The sequence below is a fragment of the Azospirillum sp. TSO22-1 genome, from assembly GCF_003116015.1.
GTDB lineage: Bacteria > Pseudomonadota > Alphaproteobacteria > Azospirillales > Azospirillaceae > Azospirillum.
Genome location: NZ_LGQZ01000042.1, coordinates 38,893 through 65,563 on the forward strand (window position 1 = coordinate 38,893; position 26,671 = coordinate 65,563).

Genomic DNA, 26,671 nt, shown 5'->3' on the forward strand with positions numbered 1-26,671 from the left:
GATGCCGTCGCTCAGCTCACCACCGCGATGTTCACCGCCGCGTCCTTGCCGTTGGCGCCGCGGGCGACCTCGAACTGGACGCGCTGGCCTTCGGCGAGGCCGTGCAGGCCCGAGCGTTGCACCGCGGTGATATGGACGAACACGTCCTTGGCGCCGGCCTCCGGCGCGATGAATCCATATCCCTTGGTGGTGTTGAACCATTTGACGGTGCCGGTGGCCATGGGCGTGCTCCGAAGACGATGAGCGCCGAGGCTAGCCTCTGCACTTGGCCATCGACAAGACCCGTCGAGGAGATATGCCGATCGACACGCCCTTCCACAATGGAATACGCCGTTTATTCCAAATCCTTTCCAGTCGAAACTTTCGATCGTCCAGTGCGATTCGGAAAGGGAACTTGAGCAAAGGGCGTATAACCCTAGATCTTGCCCTCCGCTTGCCAGGCAAGACGCTTGCGGTAGATGGTGGACGCGCTGATGTCCAGCAGCGCCGCGGCGCGCGGGATGTTGCCGTCGCAAGCGGTGATGGCGTCTTCGATGGCGTCCTTCTCGATCTGCCACAGCGGCCGGATCGTCTTCGGACCGGCGGCGGGCGTAACGGCGGCGAGCGGCGGCGGAGATGCCGCCTGCGGCGCCAGCGGCGGCGGCAGCGTGCCGGGCAGCACGGTATCGCCGTCGTGCAGCACGACGATGTTGCGCACCACGTTCTGCAGCTGCCGCACGTTGCCCGGCCAGTGGTAGAGGCGCAGCACCTGCTCCGCCTCCGGCGCGAAGCGCTGGAAGCCCTTCCCCTCTTCGCGGGCGTACTCGACGAGGATGTGGCGCGCCACCTCGATGACGTCGTCCTCGCGTTCACGGAGCGCCGGCAGATGGATGGGGATGACGTGCAGGCGGTAGTAGAGGTCCTCGCGGAAGCGGCCCTCCTCCACCTCCCTCAACGGGTCGCGGTTGGTGGCGCAGACGATGCGCAGGTCGACCTTCTCCAGCTTGTTGCCGCCGACCGGCATGAAGGTGCCGGTCTGGATGAAGCGCAGCAGCTTGGTCTGCAGGTTCGGTTCCAGCTCGCAGATCTCGTCGAGGAACAGCGTGCCGCCGTTGGCGCGCGCCGCCGCGCCCTCGCGGTCGGCCACCGCCCCGGTGAAGGAGCCCTTCATGTGGCCGAAGATCTCCGACTCCATGAGGTCCTTGGGGATGGCGCCGCAGTTGATGGCGACGAAGGGCTTGTCGCCGCGCGGGCTCTGGCGGTGGATCGCCTCGGCGCAGACCTCCTTGCCGGTACCCGACTCGCCGGTGATGAACACGGTGGCGCGGGACGCGGCTGCGCTGTCGATGATCCGGTACACCGCCTGCATCGCCAGCGATGAGCCGATGAAGCCATGGTAGCGGGTGCGGGCCAGATCCTCCCGGTAGGTGTCCACCAGCTGCGCCAGCCGCAGCCGCTCCACCGCGTTGCGCACGGTGACGATCAACCGCTCAGCCGAGAAGGGCTTGACCAGGAAATCATAGGCGCCGTGCCGCATCGCCTCGACCGCTACGTTGACCGAGCCGTGCGCGGTGATCACCACCACGGCGCAGGGCAGCCCCTGCGCCTCGATTCGGCGCAGCACCTCCATGCCATGCATGTCCGGCAATTGCAGGTCGAGCAGCACGATGCGCGGCGCCCCGTCGGACACCGCGTCCAGCGCCGCCGCCCCCGTCTCCACGGCGACGACGGTGAACGCCTCCTTCTTCAGATACTCGGCGTAAACCCGCGCCAGCGAGGGCGTGTCTTCGACCAGCAGGACGGTGGCGGGAGCGGAGAGCATGCGGTTGTGCTCGGTAAACTGGTGTCGCCACAGGCTACGACGTTTTGGGGGGCCGGCGCAAACCGCGATTCGGCACGGCCCCTCCGCATCGGTTTCACAGGATGGGCACAACCAACGGGTGACGCCCGCACAGTGGGAGTGGAATACGCATCCGACTTGTCCGCGGAGCCGCGATGGAATATCTAGATTCTACACTTCCAACCGCGTACTCCGCGAGGCGGCGTTGAGCGACCACTCCATCCTGTCCGGCAAGCGGGTCCTGCTGATCATCGCGGGCGGCATCGCCGCGTACAAATGCCTGGACCTGATCCGCCGCCTGCGCGAGCGCGGCTGCGCCGTGCGCGCCATCCTGACCAGGGCGGGTGCGCAGTTCGTGACGCCGCTCTCGGTGCAGGCGCTGACCGGCGACACCGTCTACCAGGACCTGTGGTCGCTGACCGACGAGTCGGAGATGGGGCACATCCAGCTCTCGCGCGCCGCCGACCTGCTGGTGGTGGCGCCGGCCACCGCCAACATCCTGGCGCGCATGGCCGCCGGCATGGCCGACGACCTCGCCACCACCGCGCTGCTCGCCACCGACAAGCCGATCCTGGTCGCCCCGGCGATGAACGTGCGGATGTGGCTGAACCCGGCGACGCAAGCCAACATGGCGCTTTTGGCATCGCGCGGCGTGACCAGCGTCGGCCCGAACGACGGCGAGATGGCCTGCAACGAGTACGGTCCCGGCCGCATGGCCGAGCCGATGGAGATCATCGACGCGATCGCCGACCACTTCACCGCCCGCGAGGCGCCGAAACCGCTGGCCGGCACGCGCGCGCTGGTCACCAGCGGCCCGACGCACGAGCCCATCGACCCGGTCCGCTACATCGCCAACCGTTCTTCCGGCAAGCAGGGGCACGCCATCGCCGCGGCGCTGGCCCGGCTGGGCGCCGACGTGACGCTGGTCAGCGGCCCGACCCGTCTGCCCGACCCGCCCGGCTGCACGGTGACGCACATCGAGAGCGCCCGCGACATGCTTGCCGCGTGCGAGGCGGCGCTGCCGGTGGACGTGGCGGTGTTCGCCGCCGCCGTCGCCGACTGGCGCGTCAAGGATGCGGCGGAGCGCAAGTTGAAGAAGGACGGCGGCGGCCCGCCGACGCTGGAGCTGTGCGAGAACCCGGACATCCTCGCCACCGTTTCGAAATCCGCCCGGCGCCCCACCCTGGTGGTCGGCTTCGCGGCGGAGACCGGCAACGTGGTCGCCTACGCCGAGGCCAAGCGCGCCCGCAAGGGCTGCGACTGGATCGTCGCCAACGACGTGTCCCTGGGCACCCAGACCTTCGGCGGCGACGCCAACACCGTTCACCTGATCCGCTCAGACGGAGCGGTCGAGGACTGGCCGACCTTGGACAAGGACGCCGTCGCCGACCGCCTCGCCCACACCATCGCCGACCATTTGAAGGGAACCGCTTCGTGACCCCCGTGACCGTCCCCGTTCTCCGCCTGGCCCACGCGGAGGGCCTGGAGCTGCCGGCCTACGCCACCGCCGACTCGGCGGGACTCGACCTCGTGGCCGCGGTGACGGAGCCGGTGGTGCTGCCGCCGGGCGGTCGGGCGCTGGTCCCCACCGGCCTGGCCATCGCCCTGCCGCCTGGGTTCGAGGCGCAGGTGCGGCCGCGCTCCGGCCTGGCGCTCAAGCACGGGGTGACGGTGCTGAACACGCCGGGCACCATCGACGCCGACTACCGCGGCGAGGTTGGCGTCATTCTCATGAACCACGGAGCCGAGCCCTTCACCGTCAACCGTGGCGACCGCGTCGCCCAGCTGGTGCTGGCGCGCTATGAGCGGCTCGCCTGGGCGCCCACCGACCGCCTGCCGGAAACGGCGCGCGGCGCGGGAGGCTTCGGCTCCACCGGCCATACCAATCAGAGGTCGTGATGCTGCGCATCTCCAAGAAGCTGATGTTCGCCATCGAGGCGGTGCTGGACATCGCCTACAACGCCGGCACCGAGCCGGTGCAGTCCGGCGAGATCACCCGCCGCCAGGGCATCCCAAAGCGCTATCTGGAGCAGGTGCTGCAGCAACTGGTGCGCGACGGCATCCTGGCCGGCGTGCGCGGCCCCCGCGGCGGTTACCGGCTGGCGCGCGAGCGGCGGCGCATCACGCTGGGCGAGATCGTCCGCGTCGTCCGCTCCATGGAGACCGCCTCGGACCCCATCGAGGATCCCGCGGGCTCGATTCTCGGCCACAAGGTGGTGCGGCCGATGTGGGCGGAACTGCAGGACGAGTTCATCGCCAAGCTGGAAGGGATCACCATCGAGGATCTCTGCCTGCGCGCCCGCGCCGCCGGCGTCGAAAGCGAGACCGAGGACCGGATCGACTTTACCATTTGATTCTGGTCAAGAGACGCCTAAACTCACATTTCAAGTGTGAGATATCATCAATTTACGCGTTCGAGGGGTGAAATCATGGCCGAGTTCCGCGGCAGGATCTACGACAGCATCGTCGACACCATCGGTGCCACGCCGCTCGTGCGCGTGAAGCGCTTGGCGCAGGACGCCGGGGTGAAGGCCGACATCGTCGGCAAGCTGGAGTTCTTCAACCCGCTCGCCAGCGTCAAGGACCGCATCGGCTTCGCGATGATCGAGTCGGCGGAGCGCGAGGGCAAGATCGCCCCCGGCCGCACCACGCTGGTCGAGCCGACCTCGGGCAACACCGGCATCGCGCTGGCCTTCGTCGCCGCCGCCAAGGGCTACAAGCTGATCCTGACCATGCCCGAGAGCATGTCGATCGAGCGGCGCAAGATGCTGAAGCTGCTGGGCGCCGAGCTGGTGCTGACCCCAGCGCCGGAGGGCATGAAGGGCGCCATCCGCCGCGCCGAGGAGTTGGTCGCCCAGGGCCCCGACACCTACATGCTCCAGCAGTTCAAGAACCCAGCCAACCCGGAGATCCACCGCAACACCACGGCGGAGGAGATCTGGCGCGACACCGACGGCAAGGCCGACATCCTGATCTCCGGCGTCGGCACCGGCGGCACGCTGACCGGCGTGTCGGAGGTGCTGAAGGCGCGCAAGCCCGGCTTCAAGGCCGTGGCGGTGGAGCCCGAGGACAGCCCCGTGCTGTCCGGCGGCATGCCCGGCCCGCACAAGATCCAGGGCATCGGCGCCGGCTTCGTGCCCGACATCCTGAACACCAAGCTGATCGACGAGGTGGTGCGCATCTCCAACCAGCGCGCCTTCGAGACGGCGCGCAAGGTGGCCAAGCTGGAGGGTCTGCCGGTCGGCATCTCTTCGGGCGCTGCGCTCGCCGCGGCGCTGGAGGTCGGCGCCAAGCCGGAGAACGAGGGCAAGCTGATTGTCGTGATCCTGCCGTCCTTCGCCGAGCGGTACCTGTCGACGGCGCTGTTCGAGGGGCTGGAGTAACCGCCCACCTGCCCCCACCCCTTACCCCTCCCCCTGCGCAGCGGGGGAGGGGTAAGGGGTGGGGGCAGGTGTGTTCGCTTAAGGGAACCTCCTGCGCTACACTGGCGCCCATGGACTTCACCGACACGCAGCTGCACCGCTATTCCCGCCACATCATCCTGCCGGACGTCGGCGGGGTTGGGCAGGAGAAGCTTCTGAACTCCAAGGTCCTGGTGGTGGGCGCCGGCGGGCTCGGCTCGCCGCTGCTGCTGTACCTCGCCGCCGCCGGGGTGGGCACCATCGGCGTCGTCGATGACGACGTGGTGGACCTCTCCAACCTGCAGCGCCAGATCATCCACGACGAATCCACCCTCGGCACGCCGAAGGTTGAGAGCGCCGCCGCCCGCATCCAGGCGCTGAACCCCGACGTCAAGGTAGAGGCGCACAAGGCCCGCATCACCAAGGACAACGCGCTCGACCTGATCGGGCGCTACGACGTGGTGGCCGACGGGTCGGACAATTTCGGCACGCGCTTCCTGCTGAACGACGCCTGTTTCCTCGCGAGGAAAACGCTGGTCTCCGCGGCGATGCTGCGCTTCGACGGGCAGGTCTCGACCTTCAAGGCGCACGAGAGCGGCCCCTGCTACCGCTGCATCTTCCGCGAACCGCCGCCGCGCGGGCTGGTGCCGTCCTGTTCCGAGGGCGGGGTGCTGGGCGCGTTGGCGGGCGTCGTCGGTTCCTTGCAGGCGACCGAGGTGCTGAAGGAACTGCTGGGCATCGGCGAGAGCCTGTCGGGCAGCCTGCTGATGCTCGACACGCTCAACGCCGGCTACCACCGGATCACCGTGAAGCCCGACCCGGCCTGCCCGCTGTGCGGCACCGACCGCACGCTTCACGATTTGTCGCATCACTGAGGGCGCCATGCAGGGACCCGACAGCCTGTCCATCGTGGTGTTAGCCGGCGGCTTCGACCGCGTGCACTACGCGCTCGTCATGGCGAGCGCCGCAGCGGCGACCAACCGCAAGGTGACCCTGTTCTTCACCGGCCGGGCGTTGCGTGCCCTGGTGCACGAGCAGGAGCCAGGCGTGCTCGGCTGGCACGACCTGGACGCCGCCGACGATGGCAGCCGCCCGACCGAGCGCGACCACTATTTCGCCAAGAACGGGCTGGCCACCTTCGAAGAGTTGCTGGATGCCTGCGTGGCGCTGGGCGTCACCGTCATGGCCTGCGAGATGGGCCTGAAGGCGCTGGGCCTGCCGCCGGGGGCCGGGCTGCGGCCCGACGTGCCGGTGCAGAAGGGCGGCGTGGTAACGTTCCTCAACGAGTCGCCGGCCGGCGGGGCGATGCTGTTCGTGTAACCTTCCCGGTCCCTCCCCCGCCTCCGGCGGGGGAGGTTAGGTGGGGGCTGGTTGTTTTCCGCAAAGCCGCGGCCCCCACCCAACCCTCCCCCAGCGGGGCTGGGGGAGGGTTGGGTACGCATCACGGACACGGGTCCGGCAGCCGCGCGTGCACCGCGTCGATCTCCTTCAGCACCGCGTCGCCGAGCGTCACGTCCAGTGCCTCTATGTTGGACTTCAGATCCGCGATGTTCGTCGCCCCGATCAGCGCCGAGGCCACGAACGGCTGCCGCGCCACGAAGGCGATCGCCATCTGCGTCGGCGACAGGCCATGCCGCTTGGCGATGTCCAGATAGGCCCGGGTGGCCTCGTCGGCGCTCGGCGTGTCGTAGCGCGACTTGCGGTGGTCGATGGCGCGCCGGGTGCCTGGCGGGATCCTGCCGTCCAGGTACTTGCCCGACAACGTCCCCGCCCCCAGCGGCGCGTAGGCGAGCAGCCCGACGTCCTCGCGCAGCCCGATCTCCGCCAGCGCGGTCTCGTAGGCGCGGTTCAGCAGGTTGTAGGCGTTCTGAACGCTGGCGATGCGCGGCAGGCCGTGCATTTCCGACAGCTTCAGGCAGGTCATCACGCCCCAGGGCGTCTCATTGGACAGGCCGATGTGGCGGATCTTGCCCGCCTGGATGAGATCGCCCAGCACCGCCAGCGTCTCGGCCAGCGGGGTGCCGTCCATCTCCGGCTTGTGCTGGTAGCTGCGGCCGCCGAAGCGGTTGGTGACGCGGTCGGGCCAGTGCAGCTGGTAGAGGTCGATGACGTCGGTCTGCAGCCGCTTCAGGCTGGCGTCCACCGCCGCCACGAGGTTGGCGCGGTCGAGCTTCGCGGTGCCGCCGCGCACCCACGGGAAGCCGCCATGCGCCGCGCCGATGGCCTTGCTGGCGAGGATCACCTGGTCGCGCTTGCCGCGGCTCTTGAACCAGGTGCCGATGATCTCCTCGGTGGTGCCGTGGGATTCGGCGATCGGCGGGATCGCGTACATCTCGGCGGTGTCCCAGAAGGTGATGCCGTGGTCGAGCGCCAGATCCATCTGGGCGTGTCCCTCGGCTTCGGTGTTCTGGCGGCCCCAGGTCATGGTGCCGAGGCCGATGACGCTCACCTGGAGGCCGGTGCGGCCCAGCGGGCGGTATTGCATGCGTGAAAATCCCTTGGAATATCGTCAGAGGAAGAGGGTGAGGACGCCGGTGTAGCCGTACAGCCGCGCGTTGGAGATCTCGCCGTTGGCGAAGAAACCGGCCAGGGGGAACTCCCCCAGCGCGCGCTGGATCATGGCGACCTCCTGGTTGCCCTCGCCGAAGAAGTTGGGGCCGCGGGCGACGCAGCTGACATAGACGCCGCCCTTCGGCGGGCCGGACAGCCGCTTCTTCAGCTTCTCCAGCATGCGCTCCATGTCGAGCACGGCGGACTGCCGGTCGCGGCGGGTGAACAGGATGCGCCGGCCGGGCTCGACCCGCTCGCCCACCGCCAGCCAGCCCATGCGCGCGTCGATGGCGATGATGTCGCGCACCAGATAGTCCGCCGTGTCCGACCCGGCGATGGGCAGCCCGGCGAAGATGTAGCCGGCGACGCGGTTGAGGTCCCGCGCCAGCAGCTCGCCGATGTCCTCCTTGAACACCTCCAGCGCCGGGCGGCCGTCGATCTCGATGATCAGGTTTTCCTCGGCCGCGGAGATGGTGCGCATCGGCCCGATGGGCGAGCAGCCCTGCGTCAGCCCGGTCGCCACCTCCAGCCCGTTGCCGAACAGCACGCCCGACACGCCGCCGTCGCCAACTGGGCCCTCCTTGATTTTAGGGGCCGTCATGGTCGCCGACGAGGCCGGCACGCTGAACTGCGGGTACTCGCCGCGCGACGAGGCCAGCCCGCCGACCAGGAATGCTCCGGTCGCCTCGCCCAGCCGCGTCGCCAGATCGGGCAGGTCTGCGTTGCGCGGGTCGGCGTGCACGAGGCCGAGCGTCGCCCCGTTGCGGTCGAGCCAGCCGCCGGCGACGCGGCGCATCGGTTCCAGGTCGCCGCTGACCACCGGGAAGACGCGGAAGGACTCCTCGGGCAGGCGGGCGGCCATCACCGCGATGGCCGGCTGGTCGAACAGCTCCTCCCCGCCACCCAGCACGCCGATCCCGACGCTGCCGACCCAGTCGCGGATCCCGGTCACCCCGCGCAGCAGATTGAGGATGCTGGAAGCCTGCTCGGCCAGCGAATCGGTGACGTACAGGAAGCCCAGGTTGCAGCCGCGCACGTCGCCCAGCTTGTCCAGGCACGCCTTGACCGTCTGCCCCCAGTCCGGCCCGACGGCCGAGGCGGCGTGGAAGCGCGTTGCCGTGGTGGTGCCCATGCCTTCAGCCTCCGTGCGCCCGCTGGTCCAAAAGGCGCGTGACATAGGGCAGGATGCCCTCGACGATCCGTTGTACGCCGGTGGCGTTCGGGTGGATGCCGTCCCCCTGGTTCAGGCGGGCGTCCGTCGCCACGCCATCAAGGAAAAAAGGGTAGAGCGGCACCCCGTACGCCTGCGCCAGCTCCGGGTAGATGGCATTGAAGCGGTCGACGTACGCCTTGCCGTACGTGCCCGACGCGTACATCCCGGCGAGCAGCACGGGAATCTTCCGCTCGCTGATCGTCTTGAGGATGGCGTCCAGGTTGGCGCGCGCCACGCCGGGGTCGATGCCGCGCAGCATGTCGTTGGCGCCCAGTTCGACGATCATGGCGTCCGGCCTGTCGCCCAGCGTCCAGTCCAACCGCGCCCGGCCGCCGGCCGTGGTGTCGCCGGACACGCCGGCGTTGACCACCGTCACGTCGTAGCCCTTGGCCTTCAGCGCCGTCTCCAGAACGACGGTGAAGCCCTGCTCCGGCGGCAGGCCGTAGCCGGCGGTCAGGCTGTCGCCCAGCGCCACCAGCCGCACCGGCGCCGCGTGCGCGGCTGCGCTCATCGACCACACCCCGAGGGCCAGCAGGCCGGCCAGCGCGGCGTTGAAAAGGCGGTATGCCATGCCATATGGCGGAAGTCCCATTCGTTCCCCGTCCCGTATCCCGGTGAGACCCTTCGCATGTCCCGACCCGATTCCGCGGCGTCTCCGATCGTCCAGCTCCAGGACGTCCACCTGAGATTGGACAGCGCCGCCGGACCCGTCAACATCCTGAGGGGCCTGGATCTCTCGGTCGGGCGCGGCGAACGGGTCGGCGTGGTCGGCCCGTCGGGCTCCGGCAAGTCCACCATGATGATGGTGATGGCGGGGCTGGAGCGCCCCAGCTCCGGCCGGATTTCGGTGGCGGGGCACGACCTCGGCACGCTCGACGAGGACCGGTTGGCGCGCTTCCGCCGCGACCATGTGGGCATCGTCTTCCAGGCTTTCCACCTCGTCCCCACCATGACCGCGCTGGAGAACGTGGCCATCCCGCTGGAGTTCGCCGGGGCGCCGGACGCCTTCGAACGCGCCCGCGCCGGGCTGGAGGCGGTCGGCCTCGCGCACCGGCTGACGCATTATCCTGGCCAGCTGTCGGGCGGCGAGCAGCAGCGCGTCGCCATCGCCCGCGCCTTCGTCGCCGAGCCGTCGCTGCTGCTGGCCGACGAGCCCACCGGCAACCTCGACCTCGACACCGGCGCCACCATCGTCGAGCTGTTGTTCGGGCTGGCCGAGCGGCGCGGCACCACGCTGGTGCTGATCACCCACGACTCGGCCTTGGCGCGGCGCTGCGACCGCACGGTGACGCTGCGCGACGGGCGCATCGCCGCGGATGAGCGGCGGATGCGCGAAGACCTGCGCGTGGCGGGGGAGTGAGATGCTCGCCTTCCGCCTCGCACTCCGCGAGCTGCGCAGCGGCTTGCAAGGATTCCGCATCTTCCTGGCCTGCCTGATGCTGGGCGTCGCGGCCATCGCCGCCGTGCAGTCGGTGTCCAGCGGCATCCTGACCGGCTTGCAGGAGGACGGGCGCGCCATCCTCGGCGGCGACGTCAGCGTCCGCCAGATCTACACCCCGCCGGACGGCGACGCGCTGGCCTTCCTGAAACGGTCCGGCCGCGTCTCCGAGTCGGCGGAGATGCGCGGCATGGCGCGCTCGCTGGACGAGCAGCGCTCCACCCTGGTCGAGCTGAAAGCGGTGGACGGCGCCTACCCGCTGTTCGGCACAGCCGAGCTGCGCGGCGGCAACGGCCTGCACGCCGCGCTCGTCCAGCGCAACGGCGTCTGGGGCGCGGTGGCCGAGGACACGCTGCTCGACCGGCTGGAGCTGAAGCCCGGCGACCGCCTGCGTCTCGGCGACGCCGAGATCGAGGTGCGCGCCGTACTGGCCCGCGAGCCGGACAAGGCCTCGTCCGGCGCCTTCGCGCTTGGCCCCCGGCTGATGGTCTCCACCGCCGCCCTGCCCGACACCGCGCTGCTGCAGCCCGGCAGCATCGTCTATTGGACCGAGAAAGTCGCCCTGGCCCCCGGCACCACCGCCAAGGCGTGGCAGGAGGATCTCGCCAAGCGCTTCCCCGACGCCGCGTGGCGGGTGCGCGACACCACCAACGCCTCGCCGCAGATCGAGCAGTTCATCGAGCGGATGACGCTGTTCCTGACGCTGGTCGGCCTGACCGCGCTGCTGGTCGGCGGCGTGGGGGTGAGCAACGCCGTGCACGCCCACCTCGACGCCCGCGCCGAGACCATCGCCACGCTGAAATGCGTCGGCGCGCCCGGCGCGCTGGTGTTCCGCACCTACCTGATCCAGGTGCTGCTGCTGGCGGCGCTGGGCATCGGTTTCGGCCTGATGATCGGCGGCGCCGCGCCGCTGCTGCTCGGCCGGCTGCTGGAGGGCGTGCTGCCGATCAACGCGCATTTCGGCGTCTACCCCGGCGCGCTGGCCGTCGCCGCGCTGTTCGGGCTGCTGACCGCGCTGACCTTCTCGCTGTGGCCGCTCGGCCGGGCGCGCGAGGTGCCGGCGGGGGCGCTGTTCCGCGACGTGATCGCGCCGTCCGGCGGCCGGCCGCGCTGGGTCTACGTGGCGGCGCTGGCGGCGTCGGCCACCGCGCTGGCGGCGCTGGCCATCGTCACCGCGGCGGACAAGCGCTTCGCGTGGTGGTTCGTCGGCGGCGCCGTCGCCACGCTGCTGGCCTTCCGGGGCGCGGCGTGGCTGGTCACCCGCGGCGCCGCGCGCGCCGGGCGGCCGAAGCGGCCGGGGCTGCGCCTGGCGCTCGCCAACCTGCACCGGCCCGGCAACCCGACGGCCAGCGTGGTGTTGTCGCTCGGCCTCGGGCTGACGGTGCTGGTCGCCATCGCGCTGGTCGAGGGCAACTTTGCCCGCCGCATCAACGATGTCATCCCCAAGGATGCGCCCAGCTTCTTCTTCGTCGACGTGCAGCCCGACCAGTTCGACGCCTTCAGGCAGACCGTGCTGTCGATCCCCGGCACGCACGGCTTCGAGGCGGTGCCGAGCCTGCGTGGCCGCCTCGCCACGGTGAACGGCGAGGAGGCGGAGAAGGCGCTCAAGAACCCGGAGAAGGGCTGGGTCATCCGCAACGAGCGCGGCATCACCTATTCGGCCGCCCCGCCGCGCAACGGCGAGATCGTCGCCGGCTCCTGGTGGCCGGAGGACTACCGCGGGCCGCCGCTGCTCTCCATCCACAAGGACGTGGCGGAGGCGTTCGGCATCGGCGTCGGCGACCGGCTGGGCCTGTCGATCCTCGGCCGCGTCATCGAGGCGAAGGTGGCGAACGTGCGCGCCGCCGACTTCTCGACCATGTCCATCAACTTCGCGCTGGTGCTGTCGCCGGGCGTGCTGGAGTCCGCTCCGCAGACTTGGATCGCCACCGTCCGCGCGCCCGTCGACGTGGAGCCGGCGGTGCAGCGCGCGGTGCTCAAGCGCTTCCCCAACATCACCAGCGTGCGCATCAAGGACGCGCTGGAGACGGTGGCCGGCATGCTGGGCAACATCGGCCTCGCGGTGCGGCTGACCGCGGCGATCACGCTGATCGCCGGCACGCTGGTGCTGGCCGGCGCGGTGGCGGCCGGGCACCGGCGGCGGGTCTACGATTCGGTGGTGCTGAAGGTGCTGGGGGCGACGCGGAAGGACGTGCTGGGCGCCTTCCTGATGGAATACGGCCTTCTGGGGCTGGTCACCGCGCTGATCTCCGGTGTCATCGGCACCATCACGGCGTGGGCCATCCTGACGCGGCTGATGCGCTGGGACTGGACCTTCCTGCCCTCGGCCGTGCTGTGGACGGCGGCGCTGTGCACGGCGATCACGCTGGTCTTCGGCTTCCTGGGCACGTGGCGGGCGCTCGGCCAGCCAGCGGCGCCGCTGCTGCGCAACGAGTAGCGGCGCTTGCATGACAGTGGCATGAAGCTTCGTTCATGAAGCCCGGGCCGCCCGACGGACATCTTGAACGAAGCGGTGGACTCCACGATATGCTACGATGTCGAGACCAACATCGCTTCTGAGGAAACCACAATGGCTGACCCGATTTTCCAGCGCTACGACACCGCCGCGGGCCGGGCGTTCGATCGGGGCTACTTCGACGAAGGCCTGCGCCAGCACATGCTGCGCGTCTACAACTACATGGGCGGCGGCCTGATCGTGACCGGCCTGGTCGCGCTCTTCGTCGCGTCCAGCCCGGCGATGCTGCAGGCCATCTTCGGCACCCCGCTGAAGTGGGTGGTCATGCTGGCGCCGCTGGCCTTCGTGATGGTGCTGTCGTTCGGCATCAACCGGCTGTCGTTCGCGGCGGCCCAGGGCGTGTTCTGGGCCTACTGCGCCGCCATGGGCCTGTCGATGGCGTCGATCTTCCTGGTGTTCACCGGGGCGTCGATCGCGCTGACCTTCTTCGTCACCGCCGCGACCTTCCTGGCGATGAGCCTGTGGGGCTACACCACCAAGCGTGACCTGTCCGGCATGGGCAGCTTCCTGGTGATGGGCCTGATCGGCATCCTGATCGCCAGCCTGGTCAACATCTTCTTCGCCTCGAGCGCGCTGCAGTTCGCGATCTCGGTGATCGGCGTGCTGATCTTCACCGGCCTGACCGCCTACGACACGCAGGCGATCAAGGAGAGCTACGCCGAGGGCTATGACCGCGAGAGCGGCGGCAAGCTGGCCCTGATGGGCGCGCTGACGCTGTACCTGGACTTCATCAACCTGTTCCAGTTCATGCTGTCGTTCCTGGGCCAGCGCGACGAGTAAGCGGCGAAACGCTCGAACCAACCGCCCGGGGCCATCCCCCGGGCGGTTTTCGTTTGGGCGCAAAGCGCCAATGCGCTTCCATTCCGTCATGGCCGGGCTTGTCCCCATGGGCGCCAAGTTAAGTCCTCGTACGTCGCTCCAGATACTTTTCCTGACCGTCATCCCCGCGAAAGCGGGGATCCATAACCCGCAAAGCAAGAGGCTGTGGAACGTATGGATCCCCGCCTTCGCGGGGATGACGGCCAAAAGGGTGCAGGAGGTGGTAACAGGTACCTAAGTTAGCACCCATGGGGACAAGCCCGGCCATGACGGCAAACAAGGCATCCGCACGGCGCAGGAAATAGCGCCCTACTGCGCCGCGTCCGCCATCTCGACCGCCACGATGCGGTCCTTGCCGGCCTGCTTGGCGAGGTACATGCGGTGGTCGGCGAGGTCGACCATTCGCTCCCAGTCCTCGGGGCGGTCGGCCATGTACTCGGCGATGCCGATGCTGGCGGTCTGCGGGCTGCCGTCCGGCCGATTGCCGAATCCCAGCGAGCGCAGCCGCTCGGCCGCCGCCCGCGCACCCTCGCGCGCGGTGTTGGGCATCACCAGCAGGAATTCCTCGCCGCCCCAACGCACCAGGATGTCGCTCTGCCGCAGCATGCCGCGGATGGCGTCGGCGGCGTTGCGCAGCACCCGGTCGCCCTCGTCGTGGCCGTAGCGGTCGTTGACCTTCTTGAAGTCGTCGAGATCGACGAACACCAGCGCCAGCGGGTGCTCGCTGCGCTGGGCGTGGGCGAACTGCAGGCGCAGCAGCTCCTCGCCGATGCGCCGGCCGAAGGCGCCGGTCATGCCGTCGTGCGAGGCCTGGTCGACCAGCGCCATCATGAAATGCAGCTGGCTCATCGCCGCCAGCGCCGCCACCACGGTGATCAGCAGCAGCAGCCACAAGGCGCCGACATAGCTGGGGAACGGGAAGACCAGCGAGCCGTAGAGCCCCGCCGCCAGATGCGCCGACAACAGCGGCAGCGCGAACACCAGCCCCTCGATGGCGGTCAGCGGGAAGACGCTCAAGCCCGCCACCATGACGAAGGGCAGGAACGCATAGCCCGCCCCGACCGCGGCGGCGACGCCGACGATCTCCTGCTGGTTCAGCATGGGGTGGGAGAGCAGGAAGAACACCGTCGGCACCGCCAGCAGCAGCGCCAGCCCGCGCCACGCCGAGCCGATGTCGTCGCTGATCCGGTAGCCGAGCGCCAGCGCGCCGAACGCCGCGCTGGCGACGATGCGCAACAGGGCCAGCCAGCCCCACAGCGGCCACTGGAAGATGACGACGTCGATGCCGATCCACAGCGGCGTCAGCACGGCGAACGCCGCCGCCACCATGCGCACGCGGGAATGGATGAGGACGGCCCGGCGCCGCTGGATGATCGGCGTGTGGCCACCGGGGTGCACCAGGTCGCGCAGCTGCTCGAGGGACAGATCACCGCTCACGGCCTGGAACGCCTTTTCCGCAAAGCGTCTGAGGAGATTCGAGGCCCCTGGATACACGCGATCCTCCCTCCCGGCAACTTACTTCGCTGTGTAATCTTCGGCACGCGGGCGAAGACGGCCCGGCCCCGTGGAGCGTGCACGAACGGCCCGATAACTCCTCTTACAATGAGCACCCGTCAAGGCGTCAGTGGTAGGACCGGCTGCGACGCGATGACACGACGAAAGGCGCAGACAAAGAAAAACGGGAGGGCAACCGCCCTCCCGTTTCGTTCCACAGCGGACCCGAAGCCGCGTGCTACTCCTTCAAGTCCTCCCACAGCTCCTTCACCTTGGCGAAGAAGCCCTCGGACTGCGGGTTGGTGCCGCCGTCCTTGCCGCCGGCCTTCTCGAACTCGCGCAGCAGTTCCTGCTGGCGCTTGGTCAGGTTCATCGGCGTCTCGACCATCGCCTGGATGAACATGTCGCCGCGGTGCGGGCTGCGCAGCACCGACATGCCCTTGCCCTTCAGGCGGAACTGGTGGCCCGACTGGGTGCCGGCCGGCACCGTGATCTTGGCCTTGGTGCCGTCGATGGTCGGCACCTCCACCGCGCCGCCCAGCGCCGCCGTCACCATCGGGATCGGCACCCGGCAGTGGATGTTGGCGCCGTCGCGCTGGAACAGCGGGTGCGGTGCTATGGCCAGGAAAATGTAGAGGTCGCCCGGCGGCGACCCGCGCAGGCCCGCCTCGCCCTCACCCGCCAAGCGGATGCGGGTGCCGTCCTCGACGCCGGCCGGGATGTTGACCTGGAGGGTCTTCTCCTTGCGCTGGCGACCGGCGCCGCCGCAGCTCTTGCAGGCGTCCTTGATGATGCGGCCCTGGCCGTGGCAGGCCGGGCAGGTGCGCTCGATGGTGAAGAAGCCCTGCTGCGCGCGCACCTTGCCGTGGCCGGCGCAGGTCGGGCAGGTGATCGGCTGCGTGCCGGCCGCGGCGCCGGTGCCGCTGCAGCTCTCGCACGCCACCGAGGTCGGCACCCGGACCGTGGCCTGCGAGCCCTTGAAGGCTTCCTCCAGGCCGATCTCCAGGTTGTAGCGCAGATCCTGGCCGCGGCCGGAGCCGCCGCCGCCCTGGCGACGCCCACCGCCCATGAACTCGCCGAACATCTCGTCGAAGATGTCGGCGAAGCCGCCGCCGCCGAAGTCGAACCCGCCGCCGCCGAAGCCGCCGCCCGGGGCGCCCCGGCCGCCGTTCTCGAACGCCTGATGGCCGAAGCGGTCGTAGGCCGCGCGCTTCTGCTCGTCCTTGAGGACGTCGTAGGCCTCGTTGATTTCCTTGAATTTATGCTCGGCTTCGTCGTTCCCGGGATTGCGGTCCGGGTGGTACTGCATCGCCAGCTTGCGGTACGCCTTCTTGAGATCGTCCGCGCTGGCGGTTTTCGCCACGCCGAGGAGTTCGTAATAGTCCTGTTTCGCCATGGAAGCCCCGAGCGCCTCGCGTTAGCCCCAAAACACCGTTCCGGCCCGCCCCCGGAACTTCGGGCGGCGGGCCGGACGGTATAGCACGAGTCCGGTCGGACCCGGGCGTGACTTACGCCGACTTCTTCTTGTCGTCGTCGACTTCCTCGAAATCGGCATCGACCACGCCCGGCTCGGCCTGATGCCCGGCGCCCGCACCGGCGGCCCCGGCGGCGGCACCCGCCGCCGCACCGGCGGCGTCACCGGCGCCGGCCTTGTACATGGCCTCGCCGATCTTCATGGAGGCCTGGGCCAGCGCGTCGGTCTTCGACTTGATGGCGTTCAGGTCGTCGCCGTCGAGCACCGCCTTCAGGTCGGCGATGGCGCGCTCGGCCGCGTCCTTCTCGGCCGCCGGCACCTTCTCCGCGCCCTCCTTGATGGAGCGCTCGGTGGTGTGGATCAGACCGTCCGCCTGGTTGCGGGCGTCGATCAGCTCGCGCCGCTTCTTGTCCTCGGCGGCGTGGGCCTCGGCGTCCTTCACCATCTTCTGGATGTCGGCGTCCGACAGGCCGCCCGAGGCCTGGATGCGGATCTGCTGCTCCTTGCCGGTCGCCTTGTCCTTCGCCATCACCGAGACGATGCCGTTGGCGTCGATGTCGAAGGTCACCTCGACCTGCGGCACGCCGCGCGGCGCCGGCGGGATGCCGACGAGGTCGAACTGGCCGAGCATCTTGTTGTCCGCGGCCAGCTCGCGCTCGCCCTGGAAGACGCGGATGGTCACGGCCGTCTGGTTGTCCTCGGCGGTCGAGAAGACCTGCGACTTCTTGGTCGGCACCGTGGTGTTGCGGTCGATCAGGCGGGTGAACACGCCGCCCAGCGTCTCGATGCCCAGCGACAGCGGGGTCACGTCGAGCAGCAGGACGTCCTTCACCTCGCCCTTCAGCACGCCGCCCTGGATGGCGGCGCCGATGGCGACCACCTCGTCCGGGTTGACGCCGCGGTGCGGCTCGCGGCCGAAGAACTTCTTCACCTCCTCGATGACCTTGGGCATGCGGGTCATGCCGCCGACCAGGATCACCTCGTCGATCTCGCTGGCCTTCAGGCCGGCGTCCTTGAGGGCCGCCTTGCACGGCTCGATGGTGCGCGAGACGAGGTCGTCGACCAGGGCTTCCAGCTTTGCGCGGCTCAGCTTGACGTTGAGGTGCTTCGGGCCGGACTGGTCGGCGGTGATGAAGGGCAGGTTGACCTCGGTCTGCGTCGTCGAGGACAGCTCGATCTTCGCCTTCTCCGCGGCCTCCTTGAGGCGCTGGAGGGCCAGCTTGTCCTTGCGCAGGTCGATGCCCTGCTCCTTTTTGAACTCGTCGGCGAGGTAGTCGATGATGCGGGCGTCGAAGTCCTCACCGCCGAGGAAGGTGTCGCCGTTGGTCGACTTCACCTCGAACACGCCGTCGCCGATCTCCAGCACCGAAATGTCGAACGTACCGCCGCCGAGGTCGTACACGGCGATGGTGCCGGCGCCCTTCTTCTCCAGGCCGTAGGCCAGCGCGGCCGCGGTCGGCTCGTTGATGATGCGCAGCACTTCCAGGCCGGCGATCTTGCCGGCGTCCTTGGTGGCCTGGCGCTGGGCGTCGTTGAAGTAGGCGGGGACGGTGATGACCGCCTGGGTCACCTTCTCGCCCAGGTAGTTCTCCGCCGTCTCCTTCATCTTGCCGAGGATGAAGGCGCTGATCTGGCTGGGGCTGTACTTCTTGCCGTGCGCCTCGGTCCAGGCGTCGCCGTTGTCACCCGCAATGATCTTGTAGGGAACGAGGCCCTTGTCCTTCTCGGTCAGCGGATCGTCGTAGCGGCGGCCGATCAGACGCTTGATCGCGAAAAGGGTGTTCTCAGGGTTGGTCACCGCCTGACGCTTGGCCGGCTGCCCGACGAGGCGCTCGCCGTTCTGCGCGAACGCGACCATGGATGGGGTGGTGCGCGCGCCCTCGGCGTTCTCGATCACCTTGGCGCTGGAGCCTTCCATCACGGCCACGCACGAGTTCGTGGTGCCGAGGTCGATGCCAATGACTTTGCTCATGTCTAAACCTCTGTTTTCCGGCAGATCGGCGGCGGCCCAGTGAACCGGCACCGCCGTGATCCCCATTCGGTTCGGTTGGAACGTGTCGGGGTGAAACGCGACTGTCGCCGGAGATATAGGCAGGTGCGCCACGGCGTGCAACGCCCGCCGCGCTTCCGGACGAGGAAGATTGCAGCGGGATTGCGCGAAGATGACGCAGCCCCTCGCTCCATTCCGGTGGGAAACCCAGCATCCACGCGGGCCAAGAGAATCCCGCCGCATACAGTGATATGTTTCGTATACGCCGCCTCCGGCAACAGCTCTTACCGGGGCGCGAAGCACTCGCACAGTAGCGCAACCAGGAAAGTTCGGACAATATGTCGCCGTTAACCTCCTGTTAATAGTAATCAGCGGCGTTTGCGCGATTCCACCGATCGAAGACGCGCGTTAACTGCTTATTGACGCAAGATTCGACTGTTTGTCGCAAGATTCATCTGGTGAAGCCAGCGTGCATTTATGTTATATGCTGTAGCAACGCGGCGCCGGTCCTTGCGAAAGAAGGTTGCCGCCGATGAACAGTATCCTGGCAGATAACCTGTTGAAGGGTGATCCAATGTTCGAAGACCGGCGCGGCGTGGCGCTTGCCATCAAATCCTGCCTCGACAGCCTGAAGGACGACGCCGCGCGCTGCGATCTCGACGATCTGGCCCGCTTCATAGGGCTGGCCGCCATGGCCGCCGAGGAGGCGGCGATCGAGGCCGACCCCAAGGCCATGCAGCTCAAGGCCCTGATGGCCGGCGGCGTCGGCCACTGCTGATCCGGCGGCGGGGGCTGTAACGCCCCCGCGCTACAGCAGCTCCGCGGCCCGGATCGCCGCGTCGAGCCCGGCAAGGTTCGAGACGTGCGGCTCCTGCCCGTCGAACAGCGCCGGCACCGTGTAGCTGAACATCGCCACCCGCACCCGCCCGTCGCGGACGCGGCCGAGCAACCAAAAATAGTGGCTCTCGGCGCGGCCGTCCTCCTCCGTCGCCATCGCCGCCAGGGCGAGGCGGGCGCCGTCCTCCCGCTCCTCGACGCTGCGGTCGCTGACCCGGGCGTCGTCGGGGCGCACGAAGCGCAACGCCATCTCGTGCAGCACCGCCTCCGCCGGTTCGCCGGGGCGCGGGGCACGCTCGTCGACCAGCACGTGGAACGTGCCGCCGCCGGAGTCGTTGGGATCGAAGGCCAGCACCTCGATCCCCTCGCGGTCCTCGGACGACACCGTCCAGCCCATCGGCACGCGGAAGCGCACCGTGCCGGCCCACTCCACCGCCTTCCAATCCTCGTTCATCGCTTCCTCCGCGCTGGGGCGCCCTTGATAGCCGGCCCTTGATAGCCGGTGGGCGGCGGCCCATGAAAGCGGGATGATCGTCTCCGCCAGCTACCGCACCGACATTCCAGCCTTCTATGGCCGCTGGTTCCTCAACCGCCTGGAGGCCGGCTACGCACGTGTCGTCAACCCCTACGGCGGCCCGCCGGGGCAGGTCGACCTGACACCGGCCGCGGTGGACGGCTTCGTGTTCTGGACCCGTAACCTCGCACCGTTCGGCGCCGCCCTCGACGCCGTGGACGCCCGCGGCACGCCGTTCGTCGCGCAGGTGACGGTCACCGCCTACCCGCGGGCGCTGGAACGCTCGGTCATCGCCTGGGACGACGCGGTGGCGCAGTTGCGCGCGGTGCGCGACCGTTGGGGGCCGCGGGCGGCGGTGTGGCGCTACGACCCGATCGTGCTGACCACGCTGACGCCGCCCGTCTGGCACCGCGACACCTTCGCCCGGCTGGCCGCGGCGCTGCGCGGCGTCACCGACGAGGTCACCGTGTCCTTCATGCAGCCCTACCGCAAGACCGCCCGCAATCTGGACGCGGCGGCGCGGGTGGCCGGCTTCTCCTGGCACGCGCCGGTGGCGGAGGAGGAGCGCGCCCTGCTCGCCACCCTTTCCGGCATCGCGGCGGAGAACGGCATGGCCCTGACGCTGTGCACGCAGCCGGACCTGGCGGACGTTCCCGGTGTGCAGGCGGCGCGCTGCGTCGATGCAGCGCGGCTGTCGGATGTGGCCGGTGCGCCGGTGGCGGCGCGGCAGAAGGGCAACCGCCCCGGCTGCCTGTGCGCCGAGAGCCGCGACATCGGCGCCTACGACACCTGCCCGCACGGCTGCGCCTACTGCTACGCGGTGTCGAGCCGCACGACGGCGCGCACCCGGTTCCAGGCGCACGATCCGGAGGGGGAGTTCCTGTTCGCGGTCAATCCACGATGAACAGGGTGCAGCCCGTCTCGGTGGAGGAGCGGTGCGGCTCGGCGCCGTCGGCAACCTGATAGCTGACGCCCGGCGTCAACGTGAAGGTCCGCCCATCCGCCAGTTCGGTCACCATTGCACCGGACAGGCACAGCAGGATGTGGCCCTTGCTGCACCAGTGGTCGGCCAGATAGCCCGGCGAATACTCGACCATACGGACGCGGATGTCGCCGAACTGCCGGGTCCGCCACAGCGCGTGGCCGCGCTCGCCCGGGTGCATGGTCGGCTCGACCTCGTTCCAGTCCGTGGTACCGAACGGCAGGTCGGCGATCTTCACGGACAGACCTTCCGCACCGTCTCGACCAGCTTCTCGGGGTTGAACGGCTTGACCAGCCAGCCGGTGGCGCCGGCTTCACGCCCCGCGGTCTTCTTGGCGGGGTCGGCCTCGGTGGTCAGCAGCAGCACCGGGGTGGCGCGGTTGGTGGCGCTGGCGCGCACCGCCCGGGTGAGGGCGAGGCCGTCCATGCCCGGCATGTTCAGGTCGGTGATGATGCAGTCGAACTTCTGCTTGGCGACCAGCGCCGCGCCGGCCGCCCCGTCCGCCGCCTCCTGCACGGCGTAGCCCGCCTTCTGCAGGGTGAAGGAGACCATGTCGCGGATGGTCTTGGAATCGTCGACGGTCAGGATCGTCTTCGCCACAGTGTCGCCTCTGCTATCGGAGCATGCTGCCGCGGCGCAGCACAAACCGCGAGAGTCGCAAATGCGAACCGCTTGCGCAAGGCCGGGGGCGGTGCGGCGATGCGCCGCTCCCGGATCTCTGGTATGCGCCCGATAGGCGTCAGGCGGTCGTGTCGATGTGCTGCGCGGCACCGCCGTCGGCCGGAGCCTTGGCAACGCCGACCATCGCCTCGCGCAGCAAGCGGCCATGGATGGTGTAGCCGGGCTGCAGGACCTGGACGACCGTGCCGGCCGGCTTGCCGGTGTTCTCGATCTCGAACATCACCTGATGGAAGTTCGGGTCGAACGGCTCGCCGGTCGGATCGACCTTCTTGATGGCCGCGCGCTCGAAGGCGCCCAGGAGCTGGCGCTCGGTCGCCTCGACGCCGACGGCGAGGCTCTTGAGCATCTCGTCCTTCTCGCGGCCCTCGGGCGGCACCGCCTCCAGGGCGCGGCGCAGGTTGTCGGCGACGCCCACCAGATCCTTGGCGAAGCTGGACACGGCGAACTTCGAGGCGTCCTCGCGGTCGCGCTGGGCGCGGCGGCGGGTGTTCTCGGTCTCCGCCATGGCGCGCAGCAGCTGGTCCTTCAGGCTGGCGACCTCGGCCTCCAGCTTGGCGACGCGGTCCTCCCCACCGGCCTCGGGCGCGGCGGCGGCAGCGGCGTCGTTGGCGGCGGGCTGGCCGTTGGTCTCGAGCTTGGGGTCGGCGGGGGTGTTGTTGGTGTCGCTCATGTCTCTCTCGTTGATCTCGACCTTGTTGTTTTCCGGGGCATCCGCCTCAGCCGACGAGGCGGCTGATGACTTTCGCCGTGTAGTCCACCAGGGGAATGATACGGGCATAGTTGATCCGTGTGGGACCGAGGACGCCGATCGCGCCGATGACCTGCTCGCGGCTGTTCTGGAACGGCGAGATGATCAGCGAGCAGCCGGAATGGTTGAACAGCACGTTCTCCGCGCCGATGAAGATCTGCACGCCGTCGCCCTGGCCGGTGGCCTCCAGCAGGCGCAGCATGGCCTCCTTGGTCTCCAGCGCCTCGAACAGCGAGCGCACGCGCTCCAGGTCGGACAGCGCGGTGACGTCCTCCAGCAGCTTGGCCTGGCCGCGCACGATCAGCTGGCCGTCGCCGGCGCTGCCGGCCCAAGTGGCCAGCCCGGCGGCGACGACGCGCTTGGACACCTCGTCCAGCTCGGTGCGCTGCTCGCCGATCTCGCGCAGCACCTCCTTGCGCGCCTCGTCCAGCGTGCGGCCGACGAGGCGCGACGTCAGGTAGTTCGACGCCATCTGCAGGGTCGAGCCCGGCAGGCCGACCGGCACCTCGACGACACGGTTCTCGACCAGCCCGTCCTCGTTGACCAGCACCACCAGCGCCCGGCCCGGCCCCAGCGAGACGAACTCGATGTGCTTGAGCGCCCGGTCGGTCTTCGGCGCCAGCACCAGCCCGGCGCAGCGCGACAGCCCGGACAGCATGGCGGAGGCCTCGCGCATCACGTCGGACAGCGCGCGGCCGGAGGACGAGCACTTGGCCTCGATGGACTCGCGCTCGTCCTCGGTCAGCGCGCCGACCTCCAGGATGCCGTTGACGAACAGGCGCAGGCCCAGCTCGGTCGGAATGCGGCCGGCCGAGGTGTGCGGGGCGTAGAGCAGCCCCAGCTCCTCCAGGTCGGCCATGACGTTGCGGATGGTCGCCGGCGACAGGGCCATGCCCAGCCGCCGCGAGATCGTGCGCGAGCCGACCGGCTCGCCGGTCGCCACGTAGGCGTCGACGATGTGCCGGAAGATCTCGCGCGACCGTTGGTTCAGCTCGGAGATCATGTCGGTTGCGAATTCCCATGCGCGGTGTGCGCGTTGGAATTTAGGCAGGTCGCGCAACCGAATCAACGTCGGGTCTGCCCGGGCCTGGACTTAGGGAAGGCACGGCGCTAGCTTCCCTGCCCATTCCTAAGCCCCATTCCTAAGCAAAGACAGGATCTATGCCGATGCGCCCCTCCGGCCGCGCCCTTGACCAGCTGCGCACCGTCACGCTGGAACCCGGCTTCGCCAAGTACGCCGAGGGCTCGTGCCTCGTGCGCTTCGGCGACACCCACGTGCTGTGCACCGCCAGCGTCGATGACAGCGTGCCGCGCTTCCTCAAGGGCACCGGCCTCGGCTGGGTGACGGCGGAGTACGGCATGCTGCCGCGCTCCACCCATTCGCGCACCGACCGCGAGGCAGCCAAGGGCAAGCAGTCCGGCCGCACGCAGGAGATCCAGCGCCTGATCGGCCGCGCGCTGCGCGCCGTCACCGACCGCGCCGCCATGCCGGAGGTGCAGATCAAGGTGGACTGCGACGTCCTGCAGGCCGACGGCGGCACCCGCACGGCGTCGATCACCGGCGCCTACGTGGCGCTGCACCTGGCCTTCCAGCACCTGCTGAGCATCGGCGCCATCAAGCGCATGCCGCTGACCGACCAGGTGGCCGCCGTCTCCTGCGGCATCTTCCAGGGCAAGGCGGTGCTCGACCTCGATTACGCCGAGGATTCCAACGCCCAGGCCGACGCCAACTTCGTGCTGACCGGCCGCGGCGGCATCGTCGAGGTGCAGGGCACGGCGGAGGAGAAGCCCTTCGGACACGACCAGTTCCTCGAACTGCTGGAACTGGCGCAGAAGGGCGTCAACGAGTTGGTCGCCCTGCAAAAGGCGGCGCTCGGCCTGTAGGTCCTTTTCTTCGTCATCCCCGCGAAGGCGGGGATCCATAATTTCCCGCAGATGCGCGTGAATCGGCTGGATTCCCGCCTTCGCGGGAATGACGGCCAAAAAAGGTTCTGAGGATATGACCACCCCCCGCCACTTCACCGGCGACACGCTGGTCATCGCCACGCACAACCCCGGCAAGGTGCGGGAGATCGCCGACCTGCTGCGGCCCTACGCCAAGTCGTTCAAGTCGAACATCGAACTCGGCCTGCCCGAACCGGAGGAAACCGGCCTCACCTTCGTTGCGAACGCGGAACTGAAGGCGCTGGCGGCGGCCAAGGCCGGGCACATCGCGCTCGCCGACGACAGCGGGCTGGTGGTGCCGGCGCTGGGCGGCGATCCGGGGATCTACTCGGCGCGCTGGGCCGGACCGACCAAGGACTTCCGCATCGCCATGCAAAAGGTCGAGGACGGGCTGGCCGGCAAGGCCGACCGCTCCGCCTACTTCGTCTGCGCGCTGTCGCTGGCGTGGCCCGACGGGCACATGGAGACGGTGGAGGGCCGCTGCTATGGCACGCTGGTGTGGCCGCCGCGCGGGGAAAAGGGGTTCGGCTACGATCCGATGTTTGTTCCCGACGGGCATGACCTTACATTCGGTGAGATGGACCCGGCCAAGAAGCACGAGATGAGCCACCGGGCCGACGCCTTCCGCCAGCTCGTGGAGCGATGCTTCCGATGACCCCCGATCCCGGCTTCGGGATCTACATCCATTGGCCCTTCTGCAAATCGAAGTGCCCGTACTGCGACTTCAACAGCCACGTCCGCGAGCGAATCGATCAGGCGCGCTGGCGCGACGGACTGCTGTGTGAGCTCGATCATTACGCTGACGCAACGGTGGGGCGCACCGTCACCTCGGTGTTCTTCGGCGGCGGCACGCCGTCGCTGATGGACCCCGGCACCACCGCTGCGCTGATCGACCGCATCCAGCAGCGCTGGCGCGTCGCCAACAGCCTGGAGGTGACGCTGGAGGCCAACCCGACCTCCATCGAAGCCGGCCGCTTCCAGGCGTTCCGCACGGCGGGGGTGAACCGGGTGTCGCTGGGCATCCAGGCGCTGGACGACGCGTCGCTCCGTTTCCTTGGCCGCCAGCACGACGCCGCGGAGGCGATCGGCGCCATCGAGCTGGCGGCGCGCACCTTCGATCGTTTCTCTTTCGATCTGATCTACGCCCGACCCGGGCAGACGGTGGGGGCGTGGCAGGCGGAGCTGACCCGCGCGCTGGATTTCGCGATGGGGCACCTCTCGGTCTACCAGCTGACCATCGAGGAGGGCACGGCGTTCTTCCCGGCCCACCAGCGCGGCGAGTTCGAGATCCCCGACGAAGATCTGGCCGGCGACCTCTACGAGGCGACGCAAGACCTGCTGGGCGCCGCCGGCCTGCCGGCCTACGAGATCTCCAACCACGCCCGCCCCGGCGAGGAGAGCCGGCACAACCTGACCTACTGGCGCTACGGCGACTATGTCGGCGTCGGCCCCGGCGCGCATGGCCGGCTGACGCTGGACGGGGGGAAATGGGCCACCCGCGCCCACCGCGCCCCGGAAATCTGGCTGGACCGCGTCGAGCGCGGCGGCCACGGCGGCCACGCGCCGGAGCCCATCGACACCGGCTCCCGCGGCACCGAGTTGCTGATGATGGGCCTGCGCCTGACCGAGGGCGTCGCCCGCGCCCGCCTCGTCGAGGAGACGGGCCGCGATCTCGACGTTCTGGTCGACGCGAAGGCGTTGAAACGTTTGGTGGACGGCGGCTTCCTGGAGGTGGACGCAACGGCGATCCGCGCGACGCACGCCGGGCGGCAGCGGCTCAATGCCGTGCTGTCGGCGCTGCTGGCGTAAGGTCGGGCACGGGGGCGGAAAGGTGCGGCGCGTGTGCGCCGGCTCACAGCGGGAATAGGCTGGGATGGGGCAGTGTTCGTCTACCGAACCCACCGCTCCCGATGGAGACCCGCGATGCCCCGTCCCCTGCCCCCGTACGTCCCCGACGCCGCGACGATCGGCGCCATGACGCCGCGCCACACCCACGAGGCGCACCTGCACGCCCCGTCGCCGACGCTGCCGCTGCACGACCACACGGACTGGCGGCGCGAGACCGCCATCCTCGCCGAGGTGGACAGCGGCTACCCGTGGAACGATTAGCAAACCCTCTCGCGCTGGCGCAGCCAGCGCTGACGGCGTCAGGCGGATCGAAGATCCGCCGAGAGCCCCGGGAGCGTGGAGCCGGTGCCGCAGGCAACGGGCGCCGAAGGCGATCGTAGGCGGAGCGCGGTCGCCCGACTTGC

28 protein-coding genes are annotated in these 26,671 nt (G+C 69.3%); 15 read left to right on the forward strand and 13 right to left on the reverse strand.

Annotated elements, in window-relative coordinates; translation table 11 throughout:
• Positions 1-11: 11 nt before the first annotated feature.
• Positions 12-221 carry a cold-shock protein gene (locus tag TSO221_RS12650; protein WP_109118856.1) on the reverse strand — a complete coding sequence of 70 codons (210 nt, stop codon included), beginning with the start codon at positions 219-221 and terminating at the stop codon, positions 12-14.
• Positions 222-415: 194 nt separating this feature from the next.
• Entirely contained in the window at positions 416-1,801 is a 1,386-nt protein-coding gene (locus tag TSO221_RS12655; protein ID WP_109118857.1) for a sigma-54 dependent transcriptional regulator, read from the reverse strand.
• Positions 1,802-2,024: 223 nt separating this feature from the next.
• Here TSO221_RS12655 and coaBC point away from each other — a divergent pair, with 223 nt between their 5' ends.
• The 6 genes from coaBC to TSO221_RS12680 all read left to right on the forward strand — a co-directional run bounded on the left by coaBC (position 2,025) and on the right by TSO221_RS12680 (position 6,540).
• Positions 2,025-3,257, forward strand: coding sequence for a bifunctional phosphopantothenoylcysteine decarboxylase/phosphopantothenate--cysteine ligase CoaBC (gene coaBC, locus TSO221_RS36385; protein ID WP_247878028.1), 1,233 nt, complete (start codon positions 2,025-2,027; stop codon positions 3,255-3,257).
• Positions 3,254-3,718 carry a dUTP diphosphatase gene (dut, locus tag TSO221_RS36390; protein WP_247878029.1) on the forward strand — a complete coding sequence of 155 codons (465 nt, stop codon included), beginning with the start codon at positions 3,254-3,256 and terminating at the stop codon, positions 3,716-3,718. Before coaBC ends, dut begins: the two co-directional genes overlap by 4 nt.
• A complete protein-coding gene (locus TSO221_RS12665) occupies positions 3,718-4,173 on the forward strand; it encodes an Rrf2 family transcriptional regulator (protein ID WP_109118885.1) in 456 nt (151 codons plus the stop codon). Before dut ends, TSO221_RS12665 begins: the two co-directional genes overlap by 1 nt.
• A 75-nt stretch (positions 4,174-4,248) precedes the next feature.
• Positions 4,249-5,202, forward strand: coding sequence for a cysteine synthase A (gene cysK, locus TSO221_RS12670; RefSeq protein WP_109118858.1), 954 nt, complete (start codon positions 4,249-4,251; stop codon positions 5,200-5,202).
• Positions 5,203-5,312: 110 nt separating this feature from the next.
• Positions 5,313-6,095: a molybdopterin-synthase adenylyltransferase MoeB gene (moeB, locus tag TSO221_RS12675; protein WP_109118859.1), complete on the forward strand. Its 783-nt coding sequence runs from the start codon at positions 5,313-5,315 to the stop codon at positions 6,093-6,095.
• A 7-nt stretch (positions 6,096-6,102) separates the two neighbouring features.
• Positions 6,103-6,540 carry a DsrE family protein gene (locus TSO221_RS12680; protein ID WP_109118860.1) on the forward strand — a complete coding sequence of 146 codons (438 nt, stop codon included), beginning with the start codon at positions 6,103-6,105 and terminating at the stop codon, positions 6,538-6,540.
• A 121-nt stretch (positions 6,541-6,661) separates the two neighbouring features.
• On the opposite strand, the gene TSO221_RS12685 is transcribed toward TSO221_RS12680, so the two are convergent.
• From TSO221_RS12685 to TSO221_RS12695, 3 genes are read right to left on the reverse strand one after another with little or no spacing between them, the layout of a single operon-like run.
• Entirely contained in the window at positions 6,662-7,705 is a 1,044-nt protein-coding gene (locus TSO221_RS12685) for an aldo/keto reductase (protein WP_109118861.1), read from the reverse strand.
• A gap of 24 nt (positions 7,706-7,729) precedes the next feature.
• A complete protein-coding gene (locus tag TSO221_RS12690) occupies positions 7,730-8,902 on the reverse strand; it encodes an FIST N-terminal domain-containing protein (RefSeq protein WP_109118862.1) in 1,173 nt (390 codons plus the stop codon).
• 4 nt (positions 8,903-8,906) lie between these two features.
• Positions 8,907-9,554 carry an arylesterase gene (locus TSO221_RS12695; protein WP_109118863.1) on the reverse strand — a complete coding sequence of 216 codons (648 nt, stop codon included), beginning with the start codon at positions 9,552-9,554 and terminating at the stop codon, positions 8,907-8,909.
• A 57-nt stretch (positions 9,555-9,611) separates the two neighbouring features.
• On the opposite strand from TSO221_RS12695, the gene TSO221_RS12700 reads away from it, so the two are divergent.
• The 3 genes from TSO221_RS12700 (at position 9,612) to TSO221_RS12710 (ending at position 13,716) form a co-directional block, all read left to right on the forward strand.
• Positions 9,612-10,343 carry an ABC transporter ATP-binding protein gene (locus TSO221_RS12700; RefSeq protein WP_109118864.1) on the forward strand — a complete coding sequence of 244 codons (732 nt, stop codon included), beginning with the start codon at positions 9,612-9,614 and terminating at the stop codon, positions 10,341-10,343.
• Between the two features lies 1 nt (position 10,344).
• Positions 10,345-12,858 carry an FtsX-like permease family protein gene (locus tag TSO221_RS12705; protein WP_109118865.1) on the forward strand — a complete coding sequence of 838 codons (2,514 nt, stop codon included), beginning with the start codon at positions 10,345-10,347 and terminating at the stop codon, positions 12,856-12,858.
• A gap of 132 nt (positions 12,859-12,990) precedes the next feature.
• The gene (locus TSO221_RS12710; protein WP_109118866.1) at positions 12,991-13,716 is read left to right on the forward strand and encodes a Bax inhibitor-1/YccA family protein; all 726 of its coding nucleotides are present in this window, start codon (positions 12,991-12,993) and stop codon (positions 13,714-13,716) included.
• Positions 13,717-14,064: 348 nt separating this feature from the next.
• Here TSO221_RS12710 and TSO221_RS12720 read toward each other — a convergent pair whose 3' ends face one another.
• The 3 genes from TSO221_RS12720 to dnaK form a co-directional block, all read right to left on the reverse strand.
• Positions 14,065-15,192, reverse strand: coding sequence for a GGDEF domain-containing protein (locus TSO221_RS12720; protein WP_109118868.1), 1,128 nt, complete (start codon positions 15,190-15,192; stop codon positions 14,065-14,067).
• Positions 15,193-15,487: 295 nt separating this feature from the next.
• The gene (gene dnaJ, locus TSO221_RS12725; RefSeq protein ID WP_109118869.1) at positions 15,488-16,645 is read right to left on the reverse strand and encodes a molecular chaperone DnaJ; all 1,158 of its coding nucleotides are present in this window, start codon (positions 16,643-16,645) and stop codon (positions 15,488-15,490) included.
• A gap of 112 nt (positions 16,646-16,757) precedes the next feature.
• The gene (gene dnaK, locus TSO221_RS12730; protein ID WP_109118870.1) at positions 16,758-18,695 is read right to left on the reverse strand and encodes a molecular chaperone DnaK; all 1,938 of its coding nucleotides are present in this window, start codon (positions 18,693-18,695) and stop codon (positions 16,758-16,760) included.
• Positions 18,696-19,287: 592 nt separating this feature from the next.
• Between dnaK and TSO221_RS12735 the strand changes: the two genes are divergently transcribed.
• Positions 19,288-19,491, forward strand: coding sequence for a hypothetical protein (locus TSO221_RS12735; RefSeq protein ID WP_109118871.1), 204 nt, complete (start codon positions 19,288-19,290; stop codon positions 19,489-19,491).
• A 30-nt stretch (positions 19,492-19,521) separates the two neighbouring features.
• On the opposite strand, the gene TSO221_RS12740 is transcribed toward TSO221_RS12735, so the two are convergent.
• On the reverse strand, positions 19,522-20,004 hold the full coding sequence (locus tag TSO221_RS12740; protein ID WP_109118872.1) for a hypothetical protein: 483 nt from the start codon (positions 20,002-20,004) through the stop codon (positions 19,522-19,524).
• Between the two features lie 73 nt (positions 20,005-20,077).
• Here TSO221_RS12740 and TSO221_RS12745 point away from each other — a divergent pair, with 73 nt between their 5' ends.
• Positions 20,078-20,968 carry a DUF1848 domain-containing protein gene (locus tag TSO221_RS12745; RefSeq protein ID WP_109118873.1) on the forward strand — a complete coding sequence of 297 codons (891 nt, stop codon included), beginning with the start codon at positions 20,078-20,080 and terminating at the stop codon, positions 20,966-20,968.
• Here the strand turns inward: TSO221_RS12745 and TSO221_RS12750 are convergent.
• The 4 genes from TSO221_RS12750 to hrcA all read right to left on the reverse strand — a co-directional run bounded on the left by TSO221_RS12750 (position 20,955) and on the right by hrcA (position 23,478).
• The gene (locus TSO221_RS12750; protein WP_109118874.1) at positions 20,955-21,284 is read right to left on the reverse strand and encodes a DHCW motif cupin fold protein; all 330 of its coding nucleotides are present in this window, start codon (positions 21,282-21,284) and stop codon (positions 20,955-20,957) included. The two genes, TSO221_RS12745 and TSO221_RS12750, sit on opposite strands and share 14 nt — an antisense overlap.
• Positions 21,281-21,646 carry a response regulator gene (locus TSO221_RS12755; protein ID WP_109118875.1) on the reverse strand — a complete coding sequence of 122 codons (366 nt, stop codon included), beginning with the start codon at positions 21,644-21,646 and terminating at the stop codon, positions 21,281-21,283. Before TSO221_RS12755 ends, TSO221_RS12750 begins: the two co-directional genes overlap by 4 nt.
• Before the next feature lie 139 nt (positions 21,647-21,785).
• The gene (grpE, locus tag TSO221_RS12760; RefSeq protein WP_109118876.1) at positions 21,786-22,397 is read right to left on the reverse strand and encodes a nucleotide exchange factor GrpE; all 612 of its coding nucleotides are present in this window, start codon (positions 22,395-22,397) and stop codon (positions 21,786-21,788) included.
• A gap of 46 nt (positions 22,398-22,443) precedes the next feature.
• On the reverse strand, positions 22,444-23,478 hold the full coding sequence (gene hrcA, locus TSO221_RS12765; RefSeq protein WP_109118877.1) for a heat-inducible transcriptional repressor HrcA: 1,035 nt from the start codon (positions 23,476-23,478) through the stop codon (positions 22,444-22,446).
• A gap of 164 nt (positions 23,479-23,642) precedes the next feature.
• On the opposite strand from hrcA, the gene rph reads away from it, so the two are divergent.
• The 4 genes from rph to TSO221_RS12785 all read left to right on the forward strand — a co-directional run bounded on the left by rph (position 23,643) and on the right by TSO221_RS12785 (position 26,528).
• Positions 23,643-24,359: a ribonuclease PH gene (gene rph / locus TSO221_RS12770; protein WP_109118878.1), complete on the forward strand. Its 717-nt coding sequence runs from the start codon at positions 23,643-23,645 to the stop codon at positions 24,357-24,359.
• Between the two features lie 115 nt (positions 24,360-24,474).
• Entirely contained in the window at positions 24,475-25,074 is a 600-nt protein-coding gene (rdgB, locus tag TSO221_RS12775; protein ID WP_109118879.1) for an RdgB/HAM1 family non-canonical purine NTP pyrophosphatase, read from the forward strand.
• Entirely contained in the window at positions 25,071-26,228 is a 1,158-nt protein-coding gene (gene hemW / locus TSO221_RS12780; RefSeq protein ID WP_109118880.1) for a radical SAM family heme chaperone HemW, read from the forward strand. Before rdgB ends, hemW begins: the two co-directional genes overlap by 4 nt.
• A 114-nt stretch (positions 26,229-26,342) precedes the next feature.
• The gene (locus TSO221_RS12785; RefSeq protein ID WP_109118881.1) at positions 26,343-26,528 is read left to right on the forward strand and encodes a hypothetical protein; all 186 of its coding nucleotides are present in this window, start codon (positions 26,343-26,345) and stop codon (positions 26,526-26,528) included.
• Positions 26,529-26,671 lie beyond the last annotated feature (143 nt).

Excerpts from the sequence above, each read along its gene's own strand:
- TSO221_RS12650 (WP_109118856.1), bottom strand. The coding sequence starts at position 221 with ATGGCCACCGGCACCGTCAAATGGTTCAACACCACCAAGGGATATGGA.
- TSO221_RS12655 (WP_109118857.1), bottom strand. The coding sequence starts at position 1,801 with ATGCTCTCCGCTCCCGCCACCGTCCTGCTGGTCGAAGACACGCCCTCG.
- TSO221_RS12665 (WP_109118885.1), top strand. The coding sequence starts at position 3,718 with ATGCTGCGCATCTCCAAGAAGCTGATGTTCGCCATCGAGGCGGTGCTG.
- cysK (WP_109118858.1), top strand. The coding sequence starts at position 4,249 with ATGGCCGAGTTCCGCGGCAGGATCTACGACAGCATCGTCGACACCATC.
- moeB (WP_109118859.1), top strand. The coding sequence starts at position 5,313 with ATGGACTTCACCGACACGCAGCTGCACCGCTATTCCCGCCACATCATC.
- TSO221_RS12680 (WP_109118860.1), top strand. The coding sequence starts at position 6,103 with ATGCAGGGACCCGACAGCCTGTCCATCGTGGTGTTAGCCGGCGGCTTC.
- TSO221_RS12685 (WP_109118861.1), bottom strand. The coding sequence starts at position 7,705 with ATGCAATACCGCCCGCTGGGCCGCACCGGCCTCCAGGTGAGCGTCATC.
- TSO221_RS12690 (WP_109118862.1), bottom strand. The coding sequence starts at position 8,902 with ATGGGCACCACCACGGCAACGCGCTTCCACGCCGCCTCGGCCGTCGGG.
- TSO221_RS12695 (WP_109118863.1), bottom strand. The coding sequence starts at position 9,554 with ATGGCATACCGCCTTTTCAACGCCGCGCTGGCCGGCCTGCTGGCCCTC.
- TSO221_RS12700 (WP_109118864.1), top strand. The coding sequence starts at position 9,612 with ATGTCCCGACCCGATTCCGCGGCGTCTCCGATCGTCCAGCTCCAGGAC.
- TSO221_RS12705 (WP_109118865.1), top strand. The coding sequence starts at position 10,345 with ATGCTCGCCTTCCGCCTCGCACTCCGCGAGCTGCGCAGCGGCTTGCAA.
- TSO221_RS12710 (WP_109118866.1), top strand. The coding sequence starts at position 12,991 with ATGGCTGACCCGATTTTCCAGCGCTACGACACCGCCGCGGGCCGGGCG.
- dnaJ (WP_109118869.1), bottom strand. The coding sequence starts at position 16,645 with ATGGCGAAACAGGACTATTACGAACTCCTCGGCGTGGCGAAAACCGCC.
- dnaK (WP_109118870.1), bottom strand. The coding sequence starts at position 18,695 with ATGAGCAAAGTCATTGGCATCGACCTCGGCACCACGAACTCGTGCGTG.
- TSO221_RS12735 (WP_109118871.1), top strand. The coding sequence starts at position 19,288 with ATGTTCGAAGACCGGCGCGGCGTGGCGCTTGCCATCAAATCCTGCCTC.
- TSO221_RS12740 (WP_109118872.1), bottom strand. The coding sequence starts at position 20,004 with ATGAACGAGGATTGGAAGGCGGTGGAGTGGGCCGGCACGGTGCGCTTC.
- TSO221_RS12745 (WP_109118873.1), top strand. The coding sequence starts at position 20,078 with ATGATCGTCTCCGCCAGCTACCGCACCGACATTCCAGCCTTCTATGGC.
- grpE (WP_109118876.1), bottom strand. The coding sequence starts at position 22,397 with ATGAGCGACACCAACAACACCCCCGCCGACCCCAAGCTCGAGACCAAC.
- hrcA (WP_109118877.1), bottom strand. The coding sequence starts at position 23,478 with ATGATCTCCGAGCTGAACCAACGGTCGCGCGAGATCTTCCGGCACATC.
- rph (WP_109118878.1), top strand. The coding sequence starts at position 23,643 with ATGCGCCCCTCCGGCCGCGCCCTTGACCAGCTGCGCACCGTCACGCTG.
- rdgB (WP_109118879.1), top strand. The coding sequence starts at position 24,475 with ATGACCACCCCCCGCCACTTCACCGGCGACACGCTGGTCATCGCCACG.
- hemW (WP_109118880.1), top strand. The coding sequence starts at position 25,071 with ATGACCCCCGATCCCGGCTTCGGGATCTACATCCATTGGCCCTTCTGC.
- TSO221_RS12785 (WP_109118881.1), top strand. The coding sequence starts at position 26,343 with ATGCCCCGTCCCCTGCCCCCGTACGTCCCCGACGCCGCGACGATCGGC.